Origin of the sequence: Caballeronia insecticola (genome assembly GCF_000402035.1) — a bacterium.
Classification (GTDB): Bacteria; Pseudomonadota; Gammaproteobacteria; order Burkholderiales; family Burkholderiaceae; genus Caballeronia; species Caballeronia insecticola.
The window spans coordinates 957,256-983,096 of sequence record NC_021294.1 but is presented as its reverse complement, the minus strand read 5'-3'; the positions used below and the strand labels follow the sequence as shown (position 1 = coordinate 983,096).

The following is a 25,841-nucleotide window of genomic DNA, read 5'->3' as shown; positions in this document are numbered from 1 at the left end:
ACGGAGGCCGCAATACAACGGGTCGATCGACATTGACAACGCGAGTTTCGCCTCCTAGCCTGCTAGCATGTTAGTGCGAAATCATGGGCGGCGTGAGCACATCGACCAACGAAAATCGTCTTGCCGCCGACCCTTATCGCGCATTGCCCCGCGTGCAGGGCTCCGAGCGCGGCAGCCTGACCGATGCGGTCGAGGAGGCTTTGCGCGCGGCCATCGTCAATCTTGCGATGGAGCCCGGCATGATGATCGACAAACTCGCGGTATGCGAGCGCATGGGCGTGTCGCGTTTTCCGGTGTCCTCTGCGCTTGCGAAGCTCGCGGCGGCAGGGCTTGTCGAAGTGTTGCCGCAACGCGGCACGCGCGTCATGCCGATCGTTATGCACGATATACGCCAGCATTTGTTCATACGCAGCGCGCTCGAAGTGGAGACCGTGCGCGCGCTTGCTGCTTCATGCGACTCTGCCACGCTCGATGCACTCGATGCCAATCTCGAACGCGAACGCGATGCAGTGCAGCAAGGTTTGCGCCGCGAGTTTCATCTGCTCGATCTCGCGTTTCATGAGTTGCTGCTGAACGCGATCAATCTGCCGCGCGTAAAAGAGATCGTCGCGGCATCGCGCAATGCGCTCGATCGTGCGCGCCGTCTCATGGCGAGTCCCGAACGGCATGCACACACGCTCGCGGAACATGCGCGCATCGCGCAGGCCATTCGCGCGCGCAATGGTGAAGCTGCCGCGCGCGCGATGCACGATCACCTCGATGAAGTCGTCGCCGAACTGCGGCGCTTTTCCACTGAAAGACCGGACCTGTTCAGGGAGTAGACAACCAGAAAGACGCGACCCACGCGGGGTCAACCGCAATGGAGGAGACACACATGAAGCTCTTCAAAACGAAGCTGCCGCAAAGGCGGCTATGGAAGCAACTCGCTGTCGGCGCCGCGCTCGCAGGTGCGTGGTTCACGGCGACTCATGCAACGGCTGCTGAAGATTTCAAAGGCGTGACCGTCAACGTGATGACCTTCGTGGGTCCGCAAATCGCCGAGCCGCTGCAACGCCGCGCGCCGGAGTTCGAGAAACTCACGGGCGCGAAGATCAACGTGCTGACGGTGCCGTTCTCCGATCTGTATCAGAAGCTGTTGACCGACTGGGCCTCGGGCACGAATTCCGTCGATGCCGCCGTGTTCGCGCCGCAATGGATGGTCGATTACACCAAAGGCGTGTTCCTCGAAGACCTGACGCAGCGCGTGGCGAAAGACACGGCCTTGAAGGAAGACGATGTGATGCCGTTCTTCGTCGACTTCTCGCAGAAATATAACGGCAAGACCTATCTCGTCGCGCTCGACGGCGACTTTCAGATGGTCTATTACCGCACCGATATCCTGCAGCAACTCGGCAAGCAGCCGCCGAAAACCTGGGACGATTATCTCGACATCGCGAAAGCCGCCAACGGCAAGGTGTTCGGCGGCGACGGCAAACCGGTGGCCGGCTCCTGCATTTCGAAGAAGCGCAACGCGCAGGCGTACTGGGCCATCATTTCGATTGCGGGCGGCTATCTGCAATCGAAGGGCACGGCGCAGGGCGCGTTCTTCGATCCGCGCAATTTCAAGTCGCTCGTGAATAACGGCGGCTTCAAGGAAGCGTTGCGCATCTACAAGGAATCGACCACGTACGGGCCGCCCAACGAAATCAATCTCGATGTCGGCGATACGCGCAGCGCGTTCATCTCGGGCCATTGCGCGCTGACGCTCGACTGGGGGGACGTGGGCGTGCTCGCCATCGATCCGAAGCAGTCGAAGGTCATCGACAAAGTCGGCGCGGTGATCCTTCCCGGATCGCGCAAGGTCCTCGACCGGGACTCGGGCAAGCTCGTACCGTGCGACAAGAACACGTGCCCGTATGCCATCGACGGCGTGAATCACGCACCGTTCGCCGCATTCGGCGGCTGGTCGGGCGGCATCAACGCGAAGGCCAAGCCGAAGGTGAAAGACGCGGCCTATGCGTTCCTGTCGTTCATGAGCCAGCCCGCGCAGTCTAACGTGGATGTGACGATCGGCGCGTCCGGTTTCAATCCGTACCGGCGCTCGCAATTCACGGACATGTCCGCATGGAAGAAAGCGGGCATGAGCGACACGGCCGCGAAGTCGTATCTCGGCGCGATCCAGCAGAGCCTGCAAAGCCCGAACATGATCATCGATTTGCGTATTCCGCAGAATCAGCGTTATGAGCAGGTCGTGCTCGATACGGCGGTCGCGCGCTTCGTCGCAGGCGAACTGGATGCGGATGCGACCATGAAAGCCATCGACAGCGGCTGGAGCGAGATCACCGACGACCTCGGCAAGGACGGCCAGTTGCGCGCCTACAAGGCGTCGATCGGCGCGAAGTGACATGCAGACGAGGCGAGTGCGGTCCCTATGCTGCTCTGGCCGCGCCCGCCTCGCACGGGAGAGAAGATGACTACGCCGTCGCATGCATCGTCCGTGGGCGCGAACGAACCAGGCTCGCGCGCGCATCTGGCCAACTGGCTCGACAAGCAGGCGCCGTATGTGTTCGTGCTGCCGACCGTGCTGCTGATTCTCGCGTTTTCGATCTTTCCGCTCGTGACGTCCGCCTATCTTTCGCTGACGCGCTTCGAGCTGGGCGAGGGCGGATATCACCTGACGTTCACGGGACTGCGCAATTACGTGCGGCTCTTTTCCGGCAGCCAGCAGTACCATTTCACCGGTGTCTTCCGCGCACCGGGAATAGTTAGCTTTGCAACTATCTCGATCGCGGTGCTGGCCGTGCTCGTCTGGTTTTATCGCTATGCGCGGAGCGAGCGGCGCTCGATCATCGGCGCGTTCGGCCGCCTGATTTCCGCCGCCATGTTCTTGGCGCTCGTATGGCTCGGCGCGAACACGCTCGGTCACGGCGGCGCGCTCGGCAGTCTGATGGTCACGATCTTCTATGTCGTGCTCGGCGTCGCGCTGCAATTCGGCATCGGCCTTGGGCTCGCTTATCTGTGCACGCTGCCGCTCAACGGCGGCCGCTTCTTCCGCTTGCTGTTCTTCTTGCCGCTGATGGTGACGCCCGTCGGCATTGCCTACATGTTCCGCATGATGGCCGATACGTCGATCGGCCCGCTCGCGCCGCTATGGTCGTGGCTCGGTCTGGGTCAGATCGCGTGGGCGGCGGACCCGTGGCTTGCGCGACTGGTCGTCGTGATCGGCGATACATGGCAATGGGTGCCGTTCATGTTTCTCGTGATGCTCGCGGCGCTCGAAGGCACCTCGCGCGAACAGATCGAAGCGGCGCAACTGGACGGCGCATCGGCGTGGCGCGTGTTCCGCGATGTCACGTGGCCGTCGATTGCGCCCGTCGCCGCGAGCGCCGTGCTGATCCGGCTCATCGAAGCGTTCAAGATCGTCGACTTGCCGAACGTGCTGACGAACGGAGGCCCCGGCATCGCGACCGAATCGATGACGCTGCACGCGTTCATCGAATGGCGCACGTTGAATCTCGGCGGCGCGTCGGCGGTGGCGTACATGCTGTTCTTCGTCTCGACGATCACCTGCGTCTCGTTCTTCCAGTTCGTCGTGCGGCGCGCGCGCGGAGATCAACGATGAGCGCATTGAAACGCTGGTTCGTCCCCGCGCGCGTGGATGAGCTGCCGGCCGGCGGCAAGGCGATCGCGTATTTGCTGCTCGGCTTCTGGTCGCTCGTCGTGCTGTTTCCGCTTTACTGGATGGCGATTACGTCGTTCAAGTTGCCTGTCGATGTCGCGTCGGGTCCGTTCTATATTCCGTTCGTCGACTTCACGCCGCATCTCGATGCGTGGCATTACATCTTCGTCGATCTCGGGCCGGACACGTTTCGTCCGTATATGAACTCGCTGATTGTTGCGTCGTGCGGCACGGCGGCCGCGGTCTTTCTCGGTTCGATGGCCGCGTATGCGCTCGCACGCATCCAGTATCGGCCGCCGGTTGCGGCAGTGGCCTTGAGCGTGGTGTTGATCGCGTTGCTGGTCGCGGCGGTCGGATGGGGACACGTCGATCTGCGCATCGCGCTGGCCGTGGCGTTTGCGTTGTTCTTTCTGCTGCTGCGCCCGATCGTGCGACGTGCCCGCAAACACATGAACAACGACGACATCCTTTTCTGGGTGATATCGCAGCGCATTCTGCCGCCGGTCGTCACGGTCATTCCGATCTATCTCACGTTCAAGAGCGTGGGACTGCTCGACACGCATCTCGCGCTCATCATCACGTATGCAACGGCGAATCTGCCGATCGTCGTATGGCTGATGTTCGATTTCTTCGATGGCGTGCCGCGCGAGATCGAAGAGAGCGCGCAGATCGACGGCGCGACGCGCTTTGCGATTCTGTTCGGCATCGTGCTGCCGCTGGTGGCGCCCGGTCTCGTCGCAACGTCGCTGCTCGTGCTGATTCTTGCGTGGAACGAATACCTGTTCGCGCTCTTTCTCACGACCGCGAATGCGCAGACCATGCCGCTGCTCGTCGCCGCGCAGAACGCGACGCGCGGTCCGCAATGGTGGAACATGTCGGTGCTGATTTTGATCATGATCCTGCCGGTGATGTTGCTCACGCTCACGCTGCAACGCTTCATCGTGCGGGGCATTCTCGTGGGAGCCGTGAAAGGATGACGGTCATGGATAGCGAGACAGTGCGCGTCGACGACGCACGCCTGACGAAGATCGCGGCGGCGCGGCAGTCGAAGAGCGTGTCCTTGCGCAACGTCGGCAAGACCTTCGGCGAGACGCGCGTGCTGCACGATCTTTCGCTCGATGTGCAGGCGGGCGAATTCCTCGTGCTGCTCGGCGAATCGGGCTGCGGTAAGACGACCGCGCTGCGCATTGTCGCGGGTCTCGAATCGGCGACGGAAGGCGCGGTGTTCGTCGGCGATACCGATGTCACGCATCACTTGCCGCGCGACCGCGACGTGGCGATGGTGTTTCAGTCGTACGCGCTCTATCCGCACAAGACGGTGTTCGAGAACATCGCGTATCCGCTTATCGTGAGAAAGCGCCCGAAGGCGGAGATCGACGCCGCCGTGCGCGAAGTGGCCGCAAGCGTGCAACTCGAACCGCTGCTCGCGCGGTTGCCGCGCCAGTTGTCGGGCGGGCAGCGTCAGCGTGTTGCGCTCGCACGCGCGATCGTGCGCCGTCCCGCTGCGTTTCTGATGGACGAGCCGCTCTCCAACCTCGATGCCAAGCTGCGCGGCCACATGCGCGCGGAACTCAAGCATATGCAGCACGAGCTCGGCATCACGACGATCTATGTGACGCACGATCAGATCGAAGCGATGACGCTTGCGCATCGCGTCGCTGTGCTCGACAAGGGCGCGTTGCAGCAACTCGATACGCCTGCGCGCATCTATACCGATCCGGCGAATCTGTTCGTCGCGGGCTTCATTGGTTCGCCGCCGATGAACTTTCTGCGCGGCACGCTTGCAGCAGGCCGCTTCGATGCGCCGGGCTTGTCGCTTGCCGCGCCGGTACGTCACGAAGGCGCGGCGACGCTCGGCGTGCGGCCGGAGGAATGCGCGGTCGTGGCCGCGGATGATGGCGAAGTGCAGGGCCGCATCTATTCGGTGGAACTCATCGGCGATCATTCGCTTGTGACGCTGAACGTGGGCGCGCAGCAAGTCGTCGTCAAGGTGCCGAATACATTTGCGGGTGAGATAGGCGGCGCGGCGGGCGTGCATGTAAATCGCGAGCGCATCTATTTCTTCGATGCCAGCGGCGCGCGAATTCGCCAGGCCGTCGGACTTCCGTAAGATCGGAGCAATCCGCGTCGTCTATATTGGATTGATCAAGGTCCGATACGGAGGTGCGACATGCGACGCATCTATTTCCTCCTGCCCAGCGTGGCGAGCGCCAAGGGGATCATCGACGAACTGCTCCTCAAGCGCATCGAATGGCGGCACATCCATGTGCTCGCACGGCCTCATTTGCCGCTCGAAGACTTGCCGCAGGCCACGCTCGCGCAACGCACCGACTTGCTTCCGGCACTCGCGCGCGGCACCGCTGCCGGCGGCGTGACGGGCGTGCTTGCCGGCCTCGTCGCAATGGCGTTCCCGCCCGCGGGCCTGACGATCGCGGGCGGCGCGGTGGTCTGCATGACGCTCGCGAGCATGGGCTTCGGCGCATGGGCCGCGACGATGATCGGCGTCGGCATTCCCAATACGCGTCTGAGGCGCTTCGAACATGCGATCGAAGAAGGCGAACTGCTGATGATGGTCGATGTGCCGAAAGACCGCGTCGAGGAAATCGAGGCGCTGGTCAAGAGCCATCATCCTGAAGCCGATGTCGAAGGCATCGATCCGACCATTCCCGCGTTTCCGTGAGCGTGTGCTCATCCCGCCTGAAAAGCGGTGTCATTTTGATGCGCTAAGATCATCCCGGCGGCGATCGACTCAAACGGTCGCCCAAGCGGAAAGTTAAAAAGACGACCGTTCACAAACCGAGGATGAATACGCGATGCGCCGTGTAGTTTTCAATCAAAAAGGTGGGGTGGGCAAGTCCACCATCGTCTGCAATCTCGCCGCGATCAGTGCTTCGCGCGGCCTGCGCACGCTCGTCATCGACCTCGATCCGCAAGGCAACGCGAGTCAGTATCTGCTCGGCGCCGAATCGCGCGACGCGCAGCCGAATCTCGCGACCTTCTTCGAATCCGCGTTGAGCTACAGTTTTCGCGAGCCCGCGTTCGAGACCTTCATTCACGCGACGCCGTTCGAAAATCTCGATATCGTGCCTTCGCATCCCAGTCTCGAAGGGCTGCAAAGCAAGCTCGAATCGCGCTACAAGATCTATAAGCTGCGCGATGCCTTAAAGGGCCTGAAAGGCTACGACGCCGTCTATGTCGACACGCCGCCCGCGCTCAACTTCTTTACGCGTTCGGCGCTGATCGCGGTCGAGCGCTGCTTGATTCCCTTCGATTGCGACGACTTCTCGCGCCGCGCGCTTTACTCCGTGCTCGATAACGTGCAGGAAATCCGCCACGATCACAATCCGGATCTGAGTGTGGAAGGCATCGTAATCAATCAGTTTCAGCCGCGCGCGAGTCTGCCGCAGCAACTCGTCGACGAATTGCGCGGCGAAGATCTGCCCGTGCTCAATTCGCATCTTTCGCTGTCGGTGAAGATTCGCGAGAGTCATCAGCACGCGCGCCCGATGATCTATCTCGAACCGCGTCATAAGCTCGCGCAGGAATATCTGGCGCTGCACGAGGAACTGAACGGCTGACTCGGCGCGTATCGTCATGTCGGTCACGTCGAAAGTTGCGGTTGCACTCATCGTCGAATTCGTGGTGTTCGGGCTGCTGCTGTTCGGCTCGGCAGGCACGCTCGAATGGGGCGCGGGCTGGGCCTGGATGGTGTTGATGTTCGGCGGCGGCGGCGTGGTGACGGTGCTCATCGCGCGGCGCGACCCCGCGCTGCTCGCCGAACGCATGCGCTCGCCGCTTCAGCCCGATCAACCGCTATGGGACAAGGTCTTCCTGATCGCGATGGGCGTGCTCTGGTGCGCATGGCTCGCGCTGATGGGCCTCGACGCCGTGCGTTTTCAGTGGTCCGCCATGCCGCTATGGCTCGCGTCCGCGGGGTCTGCGCTCGTCGCCGTGTCGTTCCGGCTCGTGGCGCGCGTGTTTCTCGAGAACACGTTTCTCGCGCCCGTCGTGAAGATACAGAAGGCGCGCGGGCATCGCGTCATATCGAGCGGGCCGTATGCGGTCGTGCGTCATCCGTTGTATGCCGCCGCCTGCATCATGATTCCGGCGAGCGCGCTCGTACTCGGTTCGTGGTGGGGACTGGCGTTTTCCTTGCTGCTGCTCGCGGGAATCGTGTGGCGCACGGTGATGGAAGAGCGCGAACTCGTCGCGCATCTCGAAGGCTATGTTCAGTACGCACAACGCGTGCGTTACCGGCTTGTTCCGCTCATCTGGTGATCGGGCGGGAATAAAATCGCGTCGCGAACGTTCATGCAGAAGACAGGGCGCAAACCCTCGCGCCTCACTTTCTCGCTGAATCACGCATATGACGACCGTTCCTTCCCAGGCGACTCACGTTTCGCACGGCTCCCACGCGCCGACGTCCATCGGGACATCGCCCACCACTGAGAGTCTGTCCGGCATGGTTGCGTTCGTGCGCGCGGCCGAGACCGGCAGTTTCGTGGCGGCGGGGCGTGCGCTGGGCTTGTCGGCGTCGGCGGTGGGCAAGAGCGTGATGCGGCTCGAAGCGAAGCTCGGCGTGCAACTGCTCAACCGCACGACGCGCCGAATCGGCCTCACGCACGAAGGCGCACGCTTCTTTGCGCGCTGCAAGCGCATGCTCGCCGATCTCGAAGACGCGGAAAGCGAGTTGTTCAATTCCACGTCATCGCCACGCGGACGCTTGCGTATCAGCGCGCCATCGCTCGGCAGCCGTCTCTTGCTGCCGCTCGTACCCGAATTCAGGCGGCGTTTTCCTGACATCGAACTGGATATCGATTTCAGCGATCGCGTAGTCGATGTCACGCAGGAAGGCTATGACGCCGTGATCCGCACCGGACGTCTCGCCGATTCGCAATTGCTCGCGCGGCCGCTCGCGCAATATGGTCCGGTCGTGGTCGGCTCGCCCGCGTACTTCGCGGGACACGGCGAGCCCGCGACGCCGGAAGACCTCGAAGGTCATGCGTGCATCCGTTTCCGTTCGCCGACGAGCGGCCGCCCCGCGCCGTGGTGCTTCACGCGCGACGATCAGAGCTTCGCCATCGATCCGCACGCGGCGCTCTCGTTCAACGACATGGAGGCCGTGCTCGCCGCGTGCATCTCGGGTCTGGGCCTCGCGTGCGTGCCGGATTTCGTGGCGAAGGGCGCGACGGAAGGCGGCCTGCTGCGCGCGGTGCTCGGCGCGCATATGAGAACGGAAGGCACCTTCCAGATCCTGTGGCCGCCGAGCCGGCATGAAGCGCCGCGCTTGCGCGCGTTCATCGATCACGTTGCATCGCGGTTGGGCGGACTGCCGTCGCACGAGGTCAGGTTTCGCGCGGCCTGAAGCGCGCGGACGCTCAACTTTTCTTCGATGTCTTCGCGACGAACGGCGCCGGCGCGTGCGCGATTTTCTCGCTGCCGCATTTGGGACACTTGAGCTGCACCGTCGCATGCTCGGCGACGTGCTCCGCATGCTCGAAGCTCTCGCCGCAATCCTGACAACGGTATTGATAAGTCGGCATGACATCCTCCCGCGACGCGACCGTCTGACCGGCGCGAAACGCGACGGCTCTACCCATTCTAGTTCAGCGTGCGACGCGGAAATTCAGTTGACGACGCGGCGCACGACCGGCGTTTCCGGCGTCGGATAACCGGCTTGCCTGAAGGTTTCGATGATCGCGCGATTGGTGTCGAAATAGACTTGCCAGTAGTCGTTTGTATTCGTATAAGGCCGCACGCACAGCAGCGGTCCTTCGGGCGTGAAAGAGAGCACTTCGATATCCGGCGCGGGAGCCGTCGCCACGTTCGGTATCTTCGCGACGGCTTCCTTGAGCCGCGCGATGGCGTCGAGCGGATCGACCCCATTGGCGATCTTCGCCGTCAGTTCAACGCGCCGATGCGGCAGCAAGCTGAAATTCCAGATGATGTCGGAGAAGATTTTGTTGTTGCCGATGATGGCCGCGACGTTGTCGGGCGTCGTGATCGTCGTGCCGAACAGGCCGAGTTCGGTGACGGTGCCGGTCACGCCGCCCGCCGTCACGAAGTCGCCGACCTTGAAGGGCCGCAGCACCTGCATGAATACGCCCGCTGCGAAATGCGCGAGCAGGCCGCCCCACGCAGTGCCGATAGCGAGACCGAGACCCGCGAGTAGCGCGGCAAATGACGTGGTCTGCACGCCAAAGATCTGCAGAATCGCGAGGACGAGCAACAGATTGAGAATGACGCCGACGATCGAGCCGAGATAATGCGCGAGCGTTGGATCGACGCGGCCATTGCGCCCGAGCAGCTTGCGCATGCCGCCGATGACGAGACCGATGAGCCAGCGCCCGATGACCCACATCGCGATTGCGCTGATCACGGTGATGCCGAAATCGACGCCGCGCGTCATGATGAAAACACGTACGGTATCGAGGTTCATGTCTTTCTCGCTTGAATGGCGCTTCGTCGGAGGAACGCGTTAAAACGGGAAAACATGCCGTGTGGCCTGACGTGTTATAGGCGACGCGCTGCATCATCGCAAGAATTACGCGCGTGTTTAACGTTTAGTCGGAAGATTCGACCACCTTGGTTTAGCGGTTAGGTCCATTCCGCTTCATCCGCGTTTTGATCCGGAAGCGTGAGTCCCGAAGCGGGCAAGGGCAGTGCGGTCTTATAGCGAACCTGCTTGAGCGCAAAGCTCGAACGAATGTTTGAGACGCCCGGCATCTTGGTCAGACGTTCGAGAATGAAGCGTTCGAGCGCGGCGACATCGGGCAGCACGACACGCAATAAGTAATCGGCGTCGCCTGTCATCAGATAACACTCCATGACTTCAGGGCGCTCGCTGATCGCTTGCTCGAAGCGCGCGAGCGCGTCCTTGATCTGCTTTTCCAGACTGACCTGAATAAAGACGTTGATGCTTAAGCCAAGCGCTTCAGGATTGAGCAGCGTGACGTGCTGCTTGAACAACCCGGCCTTCTCTAGCGCGCGAACGCGATTGAAGCAAGGCGTTGGCGAAAGATTGACCGCGCGCGCCAGTTCCGCATTGGTGATGCGCGCGTTCTGCTGCAACTGGTTCAGGATGCCGATGTCGGTACGGTCGAGGCGCTGCCTGGCATGTGCGGTCATAGTCTAAAGATTCCGGTTTTAGGCGTTTTTAAAGAATAAATACACTATCGCATAGCGCGCAAGTGGCCAAATGAGACGCACATTCTGCGCATCCATGGATATGCTTGAACCTATTCCTTAAAGCCTTAGCGGAGTCGCGCCATGACCGACTTGTCGAGCGGAACCACCCAGCTTCTTTCCATAGCCAAAGGACGCGAGGACCTCGATCCCGGCGAAACCGCCGAATGGCTGGAGGCGCTCGATGCGGTCGTCGCGCACGTTGGCCGCGAGCGCGCGCAGTATCTGTTCGACCGGCTCGCGGAGCATGCGCTTTCGGTGGGCGTGGAATCGGCGCGGGCCCGCGCGACGCCCTACGCGAACACGATTCCGGTGGCGCAGCAGCCGCCTTATCCGGGCAACCTCGACATCGAAAAGAAACTCGCGGCCGTGCTGCGCTGGAATGCGCTCGCGATGGTCGTGCGTGCCAATCGCGCTTACGGCGAACTCGGCGGCCATATCGCGAGTTATGCATCGGCGGCGGATTTGTTCGAAGTCGGCTTCAATCATTTCTTTCGCGCGGCGGACGCGGAGCATGGCGGCGATATCGTCTACTTTCAGCCGCATTCGTCGCCGGGCGTGTATGCGCGTGCCTTCCTCGAAGGCTTTCTCGACGAAGAACACTTGCGTCACTATCGGCGCGAGATCGAAGGGCCGGGTTTGTGCTCGTATCCGCATCCGTGGCTGATGCCCGATTTCTGGCAGTTCCCGACAGGCTCGATGGGCATCGGTCCGATCAACTCGATTTATCAAGCGCGTTTCATGCGCTATTTGCAGAACCGCAACCTGCAACGCACGGAAGGGCGCAAGGTGTGGGGCTTCTTCGGCGACGGCGAGATGGACGAGCCCGAATCGATCGGCGCGCTGTCGCTTGCCGCGCGCGAGCAGCTCGACAATCTCGTGTTCGTCATCAACTGCAATCTGCAGCGGCTCGATGGTCCCGTGCGCAGCAATGGACGCATCGTCGATGAGCTCGAAGCGCAATTCACCGGCGCGGGCTGGAACGTGATCAAAGTGCTGTGGGGCTCGGACTGGGACGGCTTGTTCGCGCGCGATCACACGAACGCATTGCTGCGCGCGTTTGCACATACCGTCGACGGACAATTCCAGACCTTCTCGGCCAACGATGGCCGCTATAACCGCGAACGCTTCTTCGGCCAGAATCCGGAGTTGGCCGGGCTCGTTGCGCATATGTCGGATGAAGACATCGACCGCTTGCGCCGCGGCGGCCACGATGTCCGCAAGCTGCACGCGGCCTACGCGAAGGCGCTCGCCCACAAAGGGCAGCCGACGGTGATCCTTGCCAAGACGATGAAAGGCTTCGGCATGGGCACGGCGGGCCAGGGCCGCATGACCACGCATCAGCAGAAGAAGCTCGACCTTGACGATCTCAAGGCGTTCCGCGATCGCTTTCGCTTGCCGCTGTCGGACGACGATGTCGAGCAAGTGAAGTTCTACAAGCCCGCGAGCGATGCACCCGAAATGCGCTATCTGCACGAACGTCGCGCGGCATTGGGCGGCTATTTGCCGCGACGTCGCGCGAAGGCATCGAACAACATCGTGCCGCCAACGCTCAAGTCGTGGGGCCAGTTCGCGCTCGACGCATCGGGCAAGGAAATGTCCACGACGATGGCGTTCGTGCGCATGCTCGGCAGCCTCCTGAAGGACGCGACGCTCGGGCCGCGCGTCGTCCCCGTGGTCGCGGACGAGGCGCGCACCTTCGGCATGGCGAATCTCTTCAGGCAGGTCGGCATCTATTCGCCGCTCGGCCAGTTATACGAGCCGGAGGACATGGGCTCGATGCTGTATTACCGCGAAGACACGCGCGGGCAGATTCTGGAAGAAGGCATCTCGGAGGCGGGCGCGGTGTCGTCGTGGATTGCGGCGGCGACGTCTTACAGCGTGCACGATCTGCCCATGCTGCCGTTCTACATCTACTACTCGATGTTCGGCTTTCAGCGCATCGGCGACCTGATTTTCGCCGCGGCGGATCAGCGTTCGCGCGGCTTTCTTATCGGCGCGACGGCGGGGCGCACGACGCTCGGCGGCGAAGGTCTTCAGCATCAGGACGGCACGAGTCATCTGAGCGCATCGACGATTCCGAACTGCCGCGCTTACGATCCCGCGTTCGCTTATGAAGTCGCGGCGATCGTCGATGAAGGCATGCAGGAAATGATGGTGCGCCAGAACGACGTGTTCTACTACGTCACCGTGACCAACGAGAACTACGCGCAGCCATCCGCGCCCGGTGGTTCACTCGATGCGATCACGCGCGAAGGCATCCTGCGCGGCATCTATCGCATCGGCGACGCAGCCGGTGCCGATGCCCAGGTGCAGTTGCTCGGCTCGGGCGCGATCCTGAACGAAGCGATCGCCGCTCGCACGATGTTGAAGGACGACTGGAACATCGACGCCGCCGTGTGGAGCGTGACGAGTTATACGGAACTGCATCGCGATGGCGCCGCCGCAGAACGCCTCGCGCGTCTGAGCGACGACGAAGCCCCGACGCCATTCGTCACGCGTGCGCTCGAAGCATCGCGCGGTCCGGTGATCGCCGCGACGGACTATGTGCGCGCGGTGCCGGAACTGATCCGCGCCTACGTGCCGCGCCGCTACGTTACGCTCGGCACGGACGGCTTCGGCCGCAGCGATACGCGTCAGGCGTTGCGCGAATTCTTCGAGGTGGATCGCGTGTCGATCGTGATTGCCGCGCTGAAATCGCTCGTGGATGAAGGTGCCATCGAGAAGACGATGTTGAAGGCGGCGCGCGAGCAATACGGCCGAGCGCAGGAGCCGCACGCCGCGCCCTGGACGCGTTAGACGCTGTTGCGCGCGGCGTCGAGCAGGGCGCGTACTTCGTCGTCGCTGGTTTGCTCGAAGTCGGCATAGAACTGGCCGACGCCGAAGTAATGGCGCGGCCGCATCACGCAGACGAACTCGTCGACGATCTCTTCCACGCGCGCATCCGACTCGAGCGGCGCCACGGGCAATGCCGCGATGATCTTCGCGGGATGCGCATGACGCAGCGACATCGCGGCGGCTTTCATCGTTGCACCGGTCGCCATGCCGTCATCGACGATGATCGCGATACGACCTTCCACGTCGAGCGGCGGCTGCGCGCCACGATAGAGTTGCTCGCGCCGCGCGAGTTCGATGCGCTCGCGGGCGATCACACGTTCGAGTTCTTCTTTGCCAACGCCCGCATATTCGACGATGCGCTCATCGAGAAAAAACGTATCGCCCGATGCGATCGCGCCCATCGCCAGTTCGGGCTGCACGGGCACGCCGAGCTTGCGCACGACGAGTACATCGAGACGCGCGCCGATCGCACGCGCTACTTCATACGCGACAGGCACGCCGCCACGCGGCAGCGCGAGCACGATGACGTCGTCGCGCTTCGCATAGTTCAGCAAGTGCCGGGCGAGCTGACGGCCAGCGTGCCTTCGGTTATCGAACGTCATGTCCATGTTGCGTGTCCTTTCAACTGCCGTTTGTGCTTTCACGCCTTCACGCCGACAGTCTCTTCAGGATACTCGCCGCATGGCGCGCGGGTGCAGGCCCTTATGCGCTTGCGAAGTTGCTTCAAACCGCTTGCAGAATGAAATATTTGGCCCGAAAGCGGTGCACGCGATGCAGCGATTCGGGGCATTGCACCAACATGGATCGAGTAGCGATGATCGATTTCCGGGAGCGTTGCACCACGTTATTCCTGCTGCAGCCGCACATCCGCACCGTTTCGATGCCGCATGCGCCAGGTTGGCCCGGAACTTGCAAAAAGGTGCGCCTTTTACGACTCGACCGCTCGAACATGCAGGCACTCCAATCCGGCACCAACACTCTTTTTCTGCTGCTGGGCGCCGCGATGGTGCTCGCCATGCACGCGGGTTTCGCGTTCCTCGAACTCGGCACCGTGCGCCGCGAGAATCAGGTGAACGCGCTCGTGAAGATTCTGGTCGACTTCGCGGTGTCGACGCTCGCGTACTTCTTCATTGGCTACAACATCGCGTATGGCGTGCAGTTCATGCACAGCGCCGATATCCTCGCCGAGCACAACGGTTACGCGCTCGTGCGCTTCTTCTTCCTGCTGACGTTCGCGGCGGCCATTCCGGCGATCGTATCGGGCGGCATTGCCGAGCGCTCCAAGTTCAATCCGCAACTGTTCGCGACGGCCGTGATCGTCGGCTTCATTTATCCGCTGCTCGAAGGCGTTGCGTGGAACGAGCGCTTCGGCATTCAGGCGTGGCTCGCGCAAACCTTCGGCGCGCCGTTTCATGACTTCGCCGGATCGGTCGTCGTGCATGCGTTCGGCGGATGGGTCGCGCTGCCCGCCGTGCTGTTGCTCGGGCCGCGTCATGGCCGTTATCACAAGGACGGGCGTATCGCGGCGCATCCGCCATCGAGCATTCCGTTTCTCGCGCTGGGCGCGTGGGTGCTCGCGGTCGGCTGGTTCGGCTTCAATGTGATGAGCGCGCAGACCATCGACAAGATCAGCGGACTCGTCGCCGTGAACTCGCTGATGGCGATGGTCGGCGGCACGCTCGCTGCATGGTTCGCGGGCCGCAACGATCCGGGCTTCACGTATAACGGGCCGCTGGCGGGCCTCGTCGCGGTATGCGCGGGCTCGGACCTGATGCATCCGCTTGGCGCGTTGATTGTCGGCGCGGTGGCGGGCGTGTTGTTCGTTCAGATGTTCACGTGCGCGCAGAACCGCTGGCGCATCGACGACGTGTTGGGCGTGTGGCCCTTGCACGGCATGTGCGGCGCGTGGGGCGGCATTGCGGCGGGCGTGTTCGGGCAGAAGGCGTTCGGCGGGATCGGCGGCGTGTCGGTCTGGTCGCAATGGCTGGGCACGGCGGGCGCCGTCGTGCTGGCGCTTGCCGGGGGCGCGGCGGTGTATGGCGCGATCAAGCTGACCGTGGGACTGCGGCTCGATCGCGAGGAAGAGTTCAATGGCGCGGATCTCGCGATTCATCGCATATCGGCCACGCCGGACCGGGAGATGGCAGGGTAACGCCGGGGCGGGGCAGGCACGCGCTTCGCTACGTCTGAAGAAAGAACGACGATTATCGATCCGGCACACGTCACGCTGCCCGCAGCGGTTACGATATGCCGGTCGACATCCCCGGAGGCGCGACGCTTGGACTCCACCGAGACCGCGACATTCGATCTGCCGTTGCCCGCGCGCAATTTCGCCTCGATGCGAAAGATGCTGCTGCTCGTGCTGGCGGCGTCGATCGTCATTCCGCTCGCATGCCTTTGCATCTACGGTTACTACGATCTGCAGCGCCGTTTCGCCGATGCGGATGAACTGACCGAGCGTCTCACGCGCGTGGTGGATGAGCACGCGCTCAAGGTCATCGACCTGAATCAACAGCTGGAGATGCGTATCGGCGACATGCTCGGCGACAGCGACGACAGCGCCATCCGCAATCGCGAAGAAGCGCTGCACCGCACGCTCGAGGACATGGACAGCACGCTCGCGCAGATCGCCGCGATTTCCGTGTTCGGCGAAGGCGGCGGGTTGCTCGCGAACAGCCGCTACTATCCGGCGCCGCCCGTAACGATTTCCGAGCGCGACGACTTTCAGTCCGCGCGCGCGGTCGCCCCCGTCACCTACTTTTCGTTGCCTCTGCGTGGCAAGGTGGCACGCTCCGACGTTTTCACAACGACGATGGGCCGCATCGGCCGCGAAGGGCAGTTTCTCGGCGTCGTGTCGATTGCGTTGAAGCGCGGCTATTTCGTCGACTTCTATCGCGAGCTTGCAGCGGGCGATCGCGCGGTCGTCATCGGGCTTTATCGGCGTGATGGCGGCGCGCTCGCGCGTTATCCCGCCAGCAAGGACAACGCGCAGGTTGCAACGAACACGCCCTTTACCAACGCATTCCGGAACAATGAACTCTACGGCCGCATGCGGATGAGTTCGAGCATCGATCATGTCGAGCGATTGCTCGCATTTCGCCGCGTGGGCGACTATCCGCTCTATGTCTCGACAGGCTATGCGGTATCCGCCATTTACACGCGCTGGCGCGGCAATCTCGCGATGGCTGCAGCAATTGCGCTGATGCCGTGCATCGCCGTGTGGCTGCTGATCGCCTTCTCGATTCGCCGCCTCAACGCCGAGCAGGCCGCGTGGGAACGCTGGCAGGCCGAAGTCGCGACGCGTCTTTCCGTCGAGGCATCGAGCCGTCATTTGCGCCGCATGGGCGCGCTGGGCAATCTTGTCGCGAACGTTGCACACGACTTCAACAATCTGCTGATGGTCGTGGCATCGAACATGGAACTGGCGCGCCGCAAGCGCTTCAACGGCGTCGAAAGCGAAGTGCTCGCGGTGGAGCGCGCGACCGCCGGCGCCGAAGCGCTTGCGCGGCGTTTGATGAGCGTGGCGCGCAAGCAGCCGCTCAAACAGGAATCGATCGATCCCGCCGTGTGGTTGCGCAGCGTGCTCGAATTGTTGAAAACATCGGTGCGTCCTTCCGTGTCGATGACGCTCGAACTGTCGCCCGATTTATGGCGCGTGATGGCTGATCCCGTCGAACTGGAACTCGCGCTCGTGAATATCGCGGTGAATGCGAGCGAGGCGATGCCGTATGGCGGCCGCGTCGTGATCCGTTGCCGCAATGCGCGCGTGCGCGGCGCGGAAACCGATATCCCCGATGGCGAGTACGTGCTCATCTCCGTGACCGACAATGGCGAGGGCATGAACGAACAAACCTTGCGACGTGCATTCGAGCCGCTCTTCACGACCAAGGAACAGGGCGCGGGCACGGGCCTCGGTCTCACGCAAGTGCTGGCCGCGTGCGAACAGGCAGGCGGCACCGCGCGCATCACGAGTGTGGCGGGCGCGGGCACGACCGTTCGTCTTTACCTGCCGCGTCAACATCGGCCGGTGCGTGAAACGCCGAAGGTTTGCGCGCCGCCCGAGCCCGTCACGCAACCGCTCGCGCCGACGCTGCAAACGGCGCACGCAATCGGCAATGGCGAGCAGCCGTTGCGCGGCATGTCGGTGCTGCTGGTAGAAGACAACGCGGATGTCGCGGCGGGCGTCGTGGCCGTGCTCGAAGTATTCGGCTGCGCGGTGCATCACGAAACAAGCGCGGATGCCGCGTTCGCGCTGCTCGGCGAAGGCTATGGCTTCGATCTCGTGCTCACCGATGTGCAGATGCCGGGCCGCATGAACGGCATCGATCTGGCGGAGCAGATACTGAAGCGCCTGCCGTCACAACGACTCGTGCTGATGACGGGTTACGCCGATGAACTCGAACGCGCGAAGCATCTCGGCGTGCCGATCCTTGCCAAGCCATTCGACATGGACGATCTCGTCGACCTCATCGCGCCGGGCGTGCCGCACTGAACGCGCATCAACGCTTCGCGTTTCCCGGCAACGCGCGCGCACCGACCAGCGGATTGAACGCGGCGCGCTTCGCTTCTTTCGGCTCGTCCGGCGCGCGCTTCTTGACGGCCCGCGAATTCGAACGCGAACTATTGCCGCCGAGCTGGTTCAGCAAGTCTTCGTCTTCTTCGTTGCTCTCTGCTTCTGTCTCTTCTTCGACGTCGCTCTTAACGGATGCCTGCGCGCCCGCCAGATGCTCGACCACCGAGATGAAGTCCTTCTGCGCGCTTCTGAGCGCGCGCCCCGGCATCATGACGATAACGACCGCTTCCTGCACGCTGCGACCGTCCACGGTTTTCAGTGCGCCTTTTTCGTTCCAGTCGATGCCGCTCTCCGCGAACGCCGCGACTACTTGATGCAGCACCGCGGGCGACATCACGCCGGCATCGTATAAGCCAACGATCTGCCGCTCCGCCAGCGCGAAGAGGCTCGGTGGGCCGCGCTTAGGCTTGCGCGCGGCCATTTACTTCGCGGCGGGCGCGACCCGCCACACGGCATTGCCGACATCGTCGGCGACGAGAAGCGCGCCCGTGCGATCCACGGCCACGCCGACGGGCCGGCCGCGTGCATGACCATCGGACGAAAGGAAGCCTGTCAGGATGTCTTCCGGCGGTCCTGCGGGCTTGCCGTTATCGAAGGGCACGAATACGACCTTGTAGCCGCTTCTAGGCTTGCGATTCCACGAGCCATGCTGACCGATGAACGCGCCGTTTCGATAGTGCTCGGGAAACGCCTGGCCGTCGTAGAACGTGAGGCCGAGCGAGGCCGTATGTGCGCCGAGTGCATAGTCGGGCGGAATGGCCGCTTGCACGAGATCGTCGCGTTGCGGCTTTACACGGTCGTCGACATGCTGACCGTAATAGCTGTAGGGCCAGCCATAAAAAGCGCCGTCTTTCACCGAAGTCAGATAGTCGGGCACGAGTTCGTTGCCGAGTTCATCGCGCTCGTTCACAACTGTCCAGAGCGCGCCGCTTTGCGGCTGCCACGACATGCCGTTCGGATTGCGCAGACCCGTTGCGAAGAGCCGCGACTGCTTTGTCTCGATGTCCACTTCCATGATCGCCGCGCGCCCGTTCTCCGCGTCGATACCGTTCTCGGCCACGTTGCTGTTCGAGCCGACGGACACGTACAGCTTCTTGCCGTCGCGGCTCGCAATGATGTTCTTGGTCCAGTGATGATTGATCGGACCGGCGGGCAGGTCCATGAACTTTTCGCCGGGCGTCGTGATTTGCGTCGCGCCGGGTTCGTACTTGAAGCGCATGACCGCATCGGTGTCGGCAACGTAGAGATCATCGCCGACGAGCGCCATGCCGAAGGGCGAATGCAGTGCGTCGATGAACACGCTGCGCGTCTCCGCGATGCCGTCGCCGTCCGCATCGCGCAGCAGCACGATACGATCCGGGCTTGGCACCCCAGCGCCCGCGCGCTTCTGCATCTTTTTCATCACGAAGCCCTTGATGCCGGCGTTTTCGTCGTGCGGTTCCGGGGCGTTGCTTTCGGCGACGAGCACATCGCCATTGGGCAGCGTCGCGAGCCAGCGCGGATGTTCGAGGCCCGAGGCAAACGCGGTCACGTTGAAGCCCGCCGGAGACTCGGGTTGTTCGCCTTGCTTCCACGGCTTGGCCCGCGCGATGTTGACCGTCGGCATCAGCGATTTGTGCGGTGCGGGCAACGTCGGATTAGGGCCGAATCCCGGGGCGTAATCGTCGGCGAGTGCAGCGCCGCTTGCCAGCAGCAGCGCGATGGCGCCTGCGCGCGCAAGATGCTTCGACTGAATGTTCAAGCGTGGCTCCTGACGATTATGAAGGCGACGACATCCATTCATGCACATCGAAGCGATCAGCCGCCGCCGATGCCTTGCGTCACCATGCCCGTGCCGGCGCACGTTGCGCACTCGGCGCTGTCGCGCTTGCCGGAGCCGTTGCAATCGGGGCATAGGTCTTCGCCCGTGCCGGGGACACCGGGATCGGCTTCATCGCCGGGATTGAGGGGAGGTTCCTGTGCCATTGCCGTCTCCTTCGTTTGAGCGGGTGCTGTTTGATCAAGCAAGCAATGTTCCTCTTCGCGAGCCGTGCCGAGCGGGTACGCGTAATGCGCATAGGATTGCGCGGCGAGAGCCGCGGCTTCATGACCTTGCAAGGAGGAACTCATGAGCGGAAATCAGAAGCAAACCGGTAGCCAACCGTCGACGCCGAATCAATCGGAACAGTCGAATCAATCCAACAGGCAGCCCGGCCAGCAAGAGAAGTCACCGGGACAGCCGCAGCAGGATCAGCAGGGCGGCCAGAAGCAGCCGAATCAGTCCACGCCGCAGCAGAAGGATGGACAGCGTCAGCCTTGATCGTCTTGAAGTAGTCGCATACAGGTAACGCGCGCGGCCTCGCTTGAGCGGGGCCGCTTTTTTATTCAAGGCTTGCGGCCGAATGCTTCGCGCAAGCGCTTCTTCGCGCGTTCCAGCGTGCTCTTGCGCGACTTCGGCAGATTGCGTCCCGCGCGATTGATATAGAAGTTGAGCATGGACATCGCCGATTGAAACGGCGAGCCTTTGCGACGCGTGCTGCGCGTGGATGAACGCTTGAGCGAATCGGCGATTTCCTGCGCGCTGCCGGTTTTGAAGATGTCGCGTTGAATGTCCATCGCGTCGCTCGTTTCCATGACGTGATGCGACCAGCGATGCGCGTTGCGCGCCGGCTTCTTGCGGTTGCCGGCAAGCGCGTGCCGTTGCCGCGTGCTGGGACGCTTGCCGCCGGACGTTTTGCGCGCTGACGTCTTCGTGGTTTTGCGGGTCGTTGCCATGCTGGGTCCTCGTTGCGCTCACGCGTTCGCGATGCGCCGCGCTTCATCGAGCGTCAACGGTTCGCGCATCGCTTCGGCGAGACGGCACACAGCGGTGTCGTATTCGCACGCGACCACCGCGCCTACGCGCGCATCCTTCATCAAATAGGCGATGAAGTGCTGCGCGTTCAGATCGCCGTCGATCTCGATGCTGTCCGGTTCCTTCACGTGCCCGAGATAATCGAACGTCTTGTCGTAGTGAAACGTCCAGAAATAGGGCACGCCGTCATAAGTGCGCGCACTGCCAGCCATGTTATACGCGGCGACGCGCGCATGCTGTTGCGCCACGCGCCAGTGTTCGATGCGAACGCTTGCATCTGCGTGCGGCAGCGGGAAATGCGCGATATCGCCGGCTGCGTAGAGCGAGGGCGCGGCAAGCATGCCGGAGTCGACGGTCAGGCCGCCGTCGTCTTCGAGCGGGACACCCGACAGGAAATGAGTCGCCGGTTCGACGCCCGTTCCCGCGATCACCACATCCGCCGCGATCTTCTCGCCGGATTCGAGTAACACTTCGCGCACGGCATTGCCGCCGCGCAATGCACTGACGCGCGCATTCATACGAAACACGACGCCGTTCTTCTCATGCAGCCGCTTGAACATTTCGCCGATGCGCTCGCCGAACTGCTTCGCGAAAGGCACTTTGCCCGGCGCGACGATGGTCACATCCAGTTTGCGCTTCCTCAGACAAGAAGCCACTTCCATGCCGATGAAACTCGCGCCAACGATCACGACGCGCTTGCGTCCTTCGAGCGAGGCGAGGATCGCGCGGGCATCGTCGCGAGTGCGCAAGAGATGAACATGTTGGAGATTTCCGCCGGGAATGCGGAGCGTTTTCGGCGTGCCGCCCGTGCAGACGAGCGCGGCATCGTAATCGATCTTCGTGCCATCGGCGAGTTCGGCGTGCTTGTCCTTTGCATCGAGTCTCACGGCTTGCGATTCGATACGGTCGATAGCGTGCTTCTCGAAGAAGTCGGGATCGAGCAGCGGCGGCACGTCGTCGGGCGGCAGGTCGCCGGCGAGCGTGAACTTGCTGAGCGACGTGCGATCGTACGGCTCGCGCGCATCATTACCGGCAAGCACGATGCGTCCATCGAAGCCCGCTTCACGCAACGCGGCACATGCCGCCGCACCCGCCGCGCCCGCGCCGACGATCAGCATGGTCTTGTCTTTGCCCGGCGACGTTGCTGCAGGCGCGCTGTCCTCGACGGGCTGCAAGGACACATAGACATCGCCGTCTTTGATCGATGCGTCGTAGCGTGTCAGTGCTTTCAATGGCGGCGGCTCGACGAGACTTCCGTCGCGCACGTCGAACGTGCCCTTATGCCATGGGCACACGATGCGTCCGTTGCAGATTGCGCCTTCTTCGAGCGGGCCGCCCGCGTGCGGACAATCGGCGGTATAGGCGCGCACGGCATCGCCGTCGCGGATCAGCAGAATAGGGATTTCTTTTGCGTCTTTGTCGTCGCCTTGAACGCGCACGCGCGTGCCGCGCTCGGCGGACAGGTCCGCAAAGCGCGCGACTTTATGCAGGGTGGGGGACATCGCATTCTCCGTTGGCTAAAGCACTCGCCATACGGAAAGCGGGCAGCAATTATCGGACCGCGCGCTTAAAGCCGATCAGAGCGCTTCCGTCACAGCGCGCAGAAACTGCTTCGTGCGTTCATGCTGCGGCGCGGAGAAGAACTGTTGCGGCGGCGCCTGCTCGATAATCTTGCCCTGCGAAAAGAAACACACTCGATCGGCGAAGTCCTTCGCGAAGCCCATCTGGTGCGTGACCATCAACATCGTGAGGTCATGCTCCGCGCCGAGCCTGCGTATCACGTTGAGCACTTCGCCGCACAGTTCGGGATCGAGTGCCGAAGTCACTTCATCGAACAACATGATCTTCGGGCGCATCGCGAGCGCGCGTGCAATGGCCACACGCTGCTGTTGCCCGCCCGATAACTGCGACGGATAGTGATCGCACTTCTCCGACAGTCCGACGAGCGAGAGCAATTCGCGCGCACGCTCGGTCGCTTCCTTCTTCGACATGCCGAGCACGCTCATGGGCGCTTCGATCGTGTTGTGCAGCGCCGTCATGTGCGGGAACAGATTGAAGCTCTGGAACACCATGCCGATCTTGCTGCGCACCTCGCGCACATGCCGCGGCGATGCGGGCACGAGCTTGCCGCCGCGCATCTCGTGCGTGAGCGGCTCGCCATCCACTTCGATCACGCCGTCAGTCAGCGGATCGAGCGTCATCAGCACGCGCAGAAGCGTGGATTTGCCCGAGCCGCTCGGCCCGATGATCGCCACCTTCTCGTTGCGTGCGATATCGAGATCGAGGCCGTCGAGCACGGTGAGCGCGCCATAGCGTTTGGTGACGTTGCGAAAACGCACCATCGGCGTGTTCGCGTTCTGCTCCGCCGCAGCGCCGAGCGCGGGGTCGAGATCTCGTTTCATCTGCTGCTCCTCGAGTTGCATTACCGTGCGCCGTCCAGCGGGGTCGATATGATTGAAGTGACAAGCCGCGCGATCATGGCAGCCTCACGCGCCGTTCGAGATGACGCACGCCCGAGGCGAACGTCACGCTGATCAGGAGAAAGAAGATGCCGGTCATCGTGATCGGTTCGAGATAGCGAAACGTTTCCGAGCCGATGTTCTTCGCCTGCTGCATCAGTTCGACGACAGTGATCGCGGAAAGCACCGGCGTGTCCTTGAACATCGCGACGAGGTAGTTGCCGAGCGCGGGAATCACCGGACGAATGGCCTGCGGCAAGACCACGCCGGTATAGGTGCGCCACGGCGAAAGCGACAGCGCGCACGACGCTTCCCACTGTCCGCGCGCGACGCCGTTCAGTCCCGCGCGATACACCTCGGACACATAGCACGCGTAATGCACCGCGATGCCCAGCGTGCCCGCCGTCAGCGCGGACATCGTGAGGCCGTACAGCGGTGCGACATAGAACAGCACATAGACCTGGATCAGCAGCGGCGTGCTGCGAATGAACTCGATGAAGAGCGCGGTTGTCTTCGCGACGGGCGCGAATTCGCTGCGTCGCATGATCGCGAGCACGAGGCCGAGCACGAGTGCAATCGCAAAGCCGACGAGCGTGATGCCGATGGTATAGATCGCCGCGCGCGCGAGTTCGGGCAGGATATGCAGCGCATAGTTCACATCGAAAAGCTGACCGAGCGATGTCATGACGCGGCCCTCGGAAGGGTGCGGCGAACCGCGACATGGCTGCTCACGCGCCGCTCGAACACGCGCATCACGGCGACGACCGCCTGCGCAAGCACGAAGTAAATGAGGAGCGTAAGCCCGAAGATTTCCGCGGTTTTGAAGGTCGATTCGTCGAGCTGGCGCGCGCGGAACGTGAGATCGGACAATGTGATCAGCGAGACGAGCGAGGTGCCTTTGATAAGCTCGATCATCAGGTTGGTTGCGGGCGGCAGCGCGTTGATCATCGCCTGCGGCAGTACGACGCGACGTAGCCGCGCCGACGCCGGCATGTTCAGCGCGAGCGCCGCTTCGTATTGCCCGCCCGGCACCGAACGCAGCGCGCCGCGCAGAATCTCCGAGCCATAGGCGCCGTAATGCAACCCCAGTCCGACGATGGCGACCGTAAAGGGCGTCAGTTGCACGTTGAAGGGCGGCAGCGGCAGCACGAAGAAGAGCCAGAACAACTGCACGAGCAGCGACGTGCCGCGAAACACTTCGACATACACGTTGCCGGCCCAGCGCACGACGCGATAGGGCGCTGCGCGCAGCGCGGTCGCAACGCTCGCCATGACGATCGCGAGCAGAATGCTGATGACCGCGATCTGGATCGTGACGAGCGTGCCCTTCATCATCAGGGGCAATAGCTCATTGAGGTCACTCATGACGCTTCCTCGCAAGTTGATGAACGCTGCGCATCGCTAACGTGCTTCGCTTAACCCGCGCACAGTTCAGGCGCTTTCTTCGTCGTCAGGTTGGTCTTGTCGAAGCCGAACGGGCCGACCGTCTTCATATGATCGTCCGTGCCGAGCCACTGATGCAGTTCCTTGTTCACGGCATCGCGCAGATCGGCATCTTCGGGACGGAACGCGAGCGCGCCATAGCCGGTATGTTTCGGGTCGTCGTTGAACTGGCTGACCGCTTCCACTTGAGCGCCGCCTTTCGTGGCGAGCCCTTTCATCGTCAAGGCAGTGCCGACGGCTGCATCTGCACGACGCGCGCGCACGGCCTGCAATTGCGCGGTGGTATCCGGCACCTGAAGAATCTGGTCATCCTTGATACCGGCCTGACGTGCATAGCCGAGTTCTGCCGTACCCGCCATCACAGCAAGTTTCGTGTCCGGTTGCTTGGCGACATCGGCATAGCTGTGCAGATTCTTCGGGTTGCCTTTCATGGTCAGCAGCGTGTCGGGAATCTGGTATTGCGGATCGGCGAACGCCACTTGCTTGCAACGTTCCGGCGTGATGTACATGCCCGCCGCAATCACGTCGAAGCGCCCGGCCTTGAGGCCCGGAATCAGCGCGCCCCATTCGGTTAGCACCGCATCGACCTTTTTCACGCCGAGCTTGGCAAACACTTTCTTCGCGATCTCGGGCGATTCGCCGGTCACGGTGCCATCGGGCGTCGTATAGGCGAAGGGCGTTTCGTTCGCGTAGCCGATGCGCACCTCGCCGGTGCGTTGAATGCGCTGCAACGTGGTTTCCGCGCTCGCACTCGCGGTGTAGGCGACAAGGCTCGTCGCCGCGACGCACGCCGCTGCCAGCATTCCAGACAGTCTTTTCGTCTTCATATCGTTTCCGTAGTGATGGTTTTTC

The 25,841-nt window shown here is 62.6% G+C and carries 26 protein-coding genes; 13 read left to right on the top strand and 13 right to left on the bottom strand.

All coding sequences use genetic code 11. From position 1 onward, the window contains the following. Nucleotides 1-83 precede the first annotated feature (83 nt). From BRPE64_RS18680 to BRPE64_RS18640, 9 genes are all read left to right on the top strand, one after another. Nucleotides 84-821, top strand: a complete 738-nt coding sequence (locus tag BRPE64_RS18680; protein ID WP_016355075.1) for a GntR family transcriptional regulator — start codon at nucleotides 84-86, stop codon at nucleotides 819-821. A gap of 53 nt (nucleotides 822-874) precedes the next feature. Beyond that, a complete protein-coding gene (locus BRPE64_RS18675; RefSeq protein WP_016355074.1) occupies nucleotides 875-2,383 on the top strand; it encodes an extracellular solute-binding protein in 1,509 nt (502 codons plus the stop codon). Between the two features lie 66 nt (nucleotides 2,384-2,449). Next, nucleotides 2,450-3,601 carry a carbohydrate ABC transporter permease gene (locus tag BRPE64_RS18670; RefSeq protein WP_016355073.1) on the top strand — a complete coding sequence of 384 codons (1,152 nt, stop codon included), beginning with the start codon at nucleotides 2,450-2,452 and terminating at the stop codon, nucleotides 3,599-3,601. After that, nucleotides 3,598-4,635, top strand: a complete 1,038-nt coding sequence (locus BRPE64_RS18665; protein ID WP_016355072.1) for a carbohydrate ABC transporter permease — start codon at nucleotides 3,598-3,600, stop codon at nucleotides 4,633-4,635. The genes BRPE64_RS18670 and BRPE64_RS18665 overlap by 4 nt, the downstream gene beginning before the upstream one ends. Beyond that, nucleotides 4,632-5,768 (top strand): ABC transporter ATP-binding protein, encoded by a 1,137-nt coding sequence (locus tag BRPE64_RS18660; protein ID WP_016355071.1) that lies wholly within the window; start codon nucleotides 4,632-4,634, stop codon nucleotides 5,766-5,768. Before BRPE64_RS18665 ends, BRPE64_RS18660 begins: the two co-directional genes overlap by 4 nt. A gap of 60 nt (nucleotides 5,769-5,828) precedes the next feature. Next, entirely contained in the window at nucleotides 5,829-6,338 is a 510-nt protein-coding gene (locus BRPE64_RS18655) for a hypothetical protein (protein ID WP_016355070.1), read from the top strand. A 133-nt stretch (nucleotides 6,339-6,471) separates the two neighbouring features. After that, a complete protein-coding gene (locus tag BRPE64_RS18650; protein ID WP_044042464.1) occupies nucleotides 6,472-7,236 on the top strand; it encodes a ParA family protein in 765 nt (254 codons plus the stop codon). A gap of 16 nt (nucleotides 7,237-7,252) precedes the next feature. Beyond that, nucleotides 7,253-7,936, top strand: a complete 684-nt coding sequence (locus BRPE64_RS18645; protein ID WP_016355068.1) for a methyltransferase family protein — start codon at nucleotides 7,253-7,255, stop codon at nucleotides 7,934-7,936. Between the two features lie 184 nt (nucleotides 7,937-8,120). Then, nucleotides 8,121-9,023: a LysR family transcriptional regulator gene (locus tag BRPE64_RS18640; RefSeq protein ID WP_016355067.1), complete on the top strand. Its 903-nt coding sequence runs from the start codon at nucleotides 8,121-8,123 to the stop codon at nucleotides 9,021-9,023. A gap of 13 nt (nucleotides 9,024-9,036) precedes the next feature. Here the strand turns inward: BRPE64_RS18640 and BRPE64_RS18635 are convergent, their stop codons facing one another. The 3 genes from BRPE64_RS18635 to BRPE64_RS18625 form a co-directional block, all read right to left on the bottom strand. Then, nucleotides 9,037-9,201, bottom strand: coding sequence for an FmdB family zinc ribbon protein (locus tag BRPE64_RS18635; protein ID WP_044042460.1), 165 nt, complete (start codon nucleotides 9,199-9,201; stop codon nucleotides 9,037-9,039). Between the two features lie 83 nt (nucleotides 9,202-9,284). Continuing rightward, on the bottom strand, nucleotides 9,285-10,097 hold the full coding sequence (locus BRPE64_RS18630; protein ID WP_016355065.1) for a mechanosensitive ion channel family protein: 813 nt from the start codon (nucleotides 10,095-10,097) through the stop codon (nucleotides 9,285-9,287). A gap of 158 nt (nucleotides 10,098-10,255) precedes the next feature. Further along, on the bottom strand, nucleotides 10,256-10,786 hold the full coding sequence (locus BRPE64_RS18625) for an Lrp/AsnC family transcriptional regulator (protein ID WP_016355064.1): 531 nt from the start codon (nucleotides 10,784-10,786) through the stop codon (nucleotides 10,256-10,258). A gap of 141 nt (nucleotides 10,787-10,927) precedes the next feature. On the opposite strand from BRPE64_RS18625, the gene mdeB reads away from it, so the two are divergent. Next, nucleotides 10,928-13,642, top strand: coding sequence for an alpha-ketoglutarate dehydrogenase (gene mdeB, locus BRPE64_RS18620; RefSeq protein WP_016355063.1), 2,715 nt, complete (start codon nucleotides 10,928-10,930; stop codon nucleotides 13,640-13,642). Here the strand turns inward: mdeB and BRPE64_RS18615 are convergent. After that, complete coding sequence (locus BRPE64_RS18615) at nucleotides 13,639-14,289, bottom strand: phosphoribosyltransferase (RefSeq protein ID WP_016355062.1); 651 nt, start codon at nucleotides 14,287-14,289, stop codon at nucleotides 13,639-13,641. The genes mdeB and BRPE64_RS18615 overlap by 4 nt on opposite strands. Before the next feature lie 341 nt (nucleotides 14,290-14,630). Between BRPE64_RS18615 and BRPE64_RS18610 the strand changes: the two genes are divergently transcribed. Further along, a complete protein-coding gene (locus tag BRPE64_RS18610) occupies nucleotides 14,631-15,833 on the top strand; it encodes an ammonium transporter (RefSeq protein ID WP_044042764.1) in 1,203 nt (400 codons plus the stop codon). A gap of 126 nt (nucleotides 15,834-15,959) precedes the next feature. Further along, nucleotides 15,960-18,173, top strand: a complete 2,214-nt coding sequence (locus tag BRPE64_RS18605; protein WP_016355060.1) for a hybrid sensor histidine kinase/response regulator — start codon at nucleotides 15,960-15,962, stop codon at nucleotides 18,171-18,173. A gap of 7 nt (nucleotides 18,174-18,180) precedes the next feature. Here the strand turns inward: BRPE64_RS18605 and BRPE64_RS18600 are convergent, their stop codons facing one another. From BRPE64_RS18600 to BRPE64_RS33470, 3 genes are read right to left on the bottom strand one after another with little or no spacing between them, the layout of a single operon-like run. Further along, nucleotides 18,181-18,675, bottom strand: coding sequence for a hypothetical protein (locus BRPE64_RS18600; protein WP_016355059.1), 495 nt, complete (start codon nucleotides 18,673-18,675; stop codon nucleotides 18,181-18,183). After that, a complete protein-coding gene (locus tag BRPE64_RS18595) occupies nucleotides 18,676-19,995 on the bottom strand; it encodes a PQQ-dependent sugar dehydrogenase (protein WP_016355058.1) in 1,320 nt (439 codons plus the stop codon). It lies immediately after the preceding gene. A 56-nt stretch (nucleotides 19,996-20,051) separates the two neighbouring features. Next, a complete protein-coding gene (locus BRPE64_RS33470; RefSeq protein WP_173405467.1) occupies nucleotides 20,052-20,219 on the bottom strand; it encodes a hypothetical protein in 168 nt (55 codons plus the stop codon). A 142-nt stretch (nucleotides 20,220-20,361) separates the two neighbouring features. Here BRPE64_RS33470 and BRPE64_RS18590 point away from each other — a divergent pair, with 142 nt between their 5' ends. Next, nucleotides 20,362-20,553, top strand: a complete 192-nt coding sequence (locus BRPE64_RS18590) for a hypothetical protein (protein ID WP_016355056.1) — start codon at nucleotides 20,362-20,364, stop codon at nucleotides 20,551-20,553. 65 nt (nucleotides 20,554-20,618) lie between these two features. Here BRPE64_RS18590 and BRPE64_RS18585 read toward each other — a convergent pair whose 3' ends face one another. The 6 genes from BRPE64_RS18585 to ehuB all read right to left on the bottom strand — a co-directional run bounded on the left by BRPE64_RS18585 (nucleotide 20,619) and on the right by ehuB (nucleotide 25,816). Next, nucleotides 20,619-21,008, bottom strand: a complete 390-nt coding sequence (locus BRPE64_RS18585) for a DUF3175 domain-containing protein (protein ID WP_016355055.1) — start codon at nucleotides 21,006-21,008, stop codon at nucleotides 20,619-20,621. An 18-nt stretch (nucleotides 21,009-21,026) separates the two neighbouring features. After that, nucleotides 21,027-22,589 (bottom strand): FAD-dependent oxidoreductase, encoded by a 1,563-nt coding sequence (locus BRPE64_RS18580; protein WP_016355054.1) that lies wholly within the window; start codon nucleotides 22,587-22,589, stop codon nucleotides 21,027-21,029. A gap of 75 nt (nucleotides 22,590-22,664) precedes the next feature. After that, a complete protein-coding gene (gene ehuA, locus BRPE64_RS18575) occupies nucleotides 22,665-23,489 on the bottom strand; it encodes an ectoine/hydroxyectoine ABC transporter ATP-binding protein EhuA (protein ID WP_044042763.1) in 825 nt (274 codons plus the stop codon). Between the two features lie 73 nt (nucleotides 23,490-23,562). Further along, nucleotides 23,563-24,231, bottom strand: coding sequence for an ectoine/hydroxyectoine ABC transporter permease subunit EhuD (ehuD, locus tag BRPE64_RS18570; RefSeq protein WP_016355052.1), 669 nt, complete (start codon nucleotides 24,229-24,231; stop codon nucleotides 23,563-23,565). Next, nucleotides 24,228-24,911, bottom strand: a complete 684-nt coding sequence (gene ehuC / locus BRPE64_RS18565) for an ectoine/hydroxyectoine ABC transporter permease subunit EhuC (protein ID WP_173405466.1) — start codon at nucleotides 24,909-24,911, stop codon at nucleotides 24,228-24,230. The genes ehuD and ehuC overlap by 4 nt, the downstream gene beginning before the upstream one ends. A gap of 50 nt (nucleotides 24,912-24,961) precedes the next feature. Then, on the bottom strand, nucleotides 24,962-25,816 hold the full coding sequence (gene ehuB / locus BRPE64_RS18560; RefSeq protein WP_051180464.1) for an ectoine/hydroxyectoine ABC transporter substrate-binding protein EhuB: 855 nt from the start codon (nucleotides 25,814-25,816) through the stop codon (nucleotides 24,962-24,964). Nucleotides 25,817-25,841: the final 25 nt, after the last annotated feature.

Coding starts and splice junctions, on each gene's coding strand:
- BRPE64_RS18680 (WP_016355075.1), top strand. CDS start 84: ATGGGCGGCGTGAGCACATCGACCAACGAAAATCGTCTTGCCGCCGAC.
- BRPE64_RS18675 (WP_016355074.1), top strand. CDS start 875: ATGAAGCTCTTCAAAACGAAGCTGCCGCAAAGGCGGCTATGGAAGCAA.
- BRPE64_RS18670 (WP_016355073.1), top strand. CDS start 2,450: ATGACTACGCCGTCGCATGCATCGTCCGTGGGCGCGAACGAACCAGGC.
- BRPE64_RS18665 (WP_016355072.1), top strand. CDS start 3,598: ATGAGCGCATTGAAACGCTGGTTCGTCCCCGCGCGCGTGGATGAGCTG.
- BRPE64_RS18660 (WP_016355071.1), top strand. CDS start 4,632: ATGACGGTCATGGATAGCGAGACAGTGCGCGTCGACGACGCACGCCTG.
- BRPE64_RS18655 (WP_016355070.1), top strand. CDS start 5,829: ATGCGACGCATCTATTTCCTCCTGCCCAGCGTGGCGAGCGCCAAGGGG.
- BRPE64_RS18650 (WP_044042464.1), top strand. CDS start 6,472: ATGCGCCGTGTAGTTTTCAATCAAAAAGGTGGGGTGGGCAAGTCCACC.
- BRPE64_RS18645 (WP_016355068.1), top strand. CDS start 7,253: ATGTCGGTCACGTCGAAAGTTGCGGTTGCACTCATCGTCGAATTCGTG.
- BRPE64_RS18640 (WP_016355067.1), top strand. CDS start 8,121: ATGGTTGCGTTCGTGCGCGCGGCCGAGACCGGCAGTTTCGTGGCGGCG.
- BRPE64_RS18635 (WP_044042460.1), bottom strand. CDS start 9,201: ATGCCGACTTATCAATACCGTTGTCAGGATTGCGGCGAGAGCTTCGAG.
- BRPE64_RS18630 (WP_016355065.1), bottom strand. CDS start 10,097: ATGAACCTCGATACCGTACGTGTTTTCATCATGACGCGCGGCGTCGAT.
- BRPE64_RS18625 (WP_016355064.1), bottom strand. CDS start 10,786: ATGACCGCACATGCCAGGCAGCGCCTCGACCGTACCGACATCGGCATC.
- mdeB (WP_016355063.1), top strand. CDS start 10,928: ATGACCGACTTGTCGAGCGGAACCACCCAGCTTCTTTCCATAGCCAAA.
- BRPE64_RS18615 (WP_016355062.1), bottom strand. CDS start 14,289: ATGGACATGACGTTCGATAACCGAAGGCACGCTGGCCGTCAGCTCGCC.
- BRPE64_RS18610 (WP_044042764.1), top strand. CDS start 14,631: ATGCAGGCACTCCAATCCGGCACCAACACTCTTTTTCTGCTGCTGGGC.
- BRPE64_RS18600 (WP_016355059.1), bottom strand. CDS start 18,675: ATGGCCGCGCGCAAGCCTAAGCGCGGCCCACCGAGCCTCTTCGCGCTG.
- BRPE64_RS33470 (WP_173405467.1), bottom strand. CDS start 20,219: ATGGCACAGGAACCTCCCCTCAATCCCGGCGATGAAGCCGATCCCGGT.
- BRPE64_RS18590 (WP_016355056.1), top strand. CDS start 20,362: ATGAGCGGAAATCAGAAGCAAACCGGTAGCCAACCGTCGACGCCGAAT.
- BRPE64_RS18585 (WP_016355055.1), bottom strand. CDS start 21,008: ATGGCAACGACCCGCAAAACCACGAAGACGTCAGCGCGCAAAACGTCC.
- BRPE64_RS18580 (WP_016355054.1), bottom strand. CDS start 22,589: ATGTCCCCCACCCTGCATAAAGTCGCGCGCTTTGCGGACCTGTCCGCC.
- ehuA (WP_044042763.1), bottom strand. CDS start 23,489: ATGAAACGAGATCTCGACCCCGCGCTCGGCGCTGCGGCGGAGCAGAAC.
- ehuD (WP_016355052.1), bottom strand. CDS start 24,231: ATGACATCGCTCGGTCAGCTTTTCGATGTGAACTATGCGCTGCATATC.
- ehuC (WP_173405466.1), bottom strand. CDS start 24,911: ATGAGTGACCTCAATGAGCTATTGCCCCTGATGATGAAGGGCACGCTC.
- ehuB (WP_051180464.1), bottom strand. CDS start 25,816: ATGAAGACGAAAAGACTGTCTGGAATGCTGGCAGCGGCGTGCGTCGCG.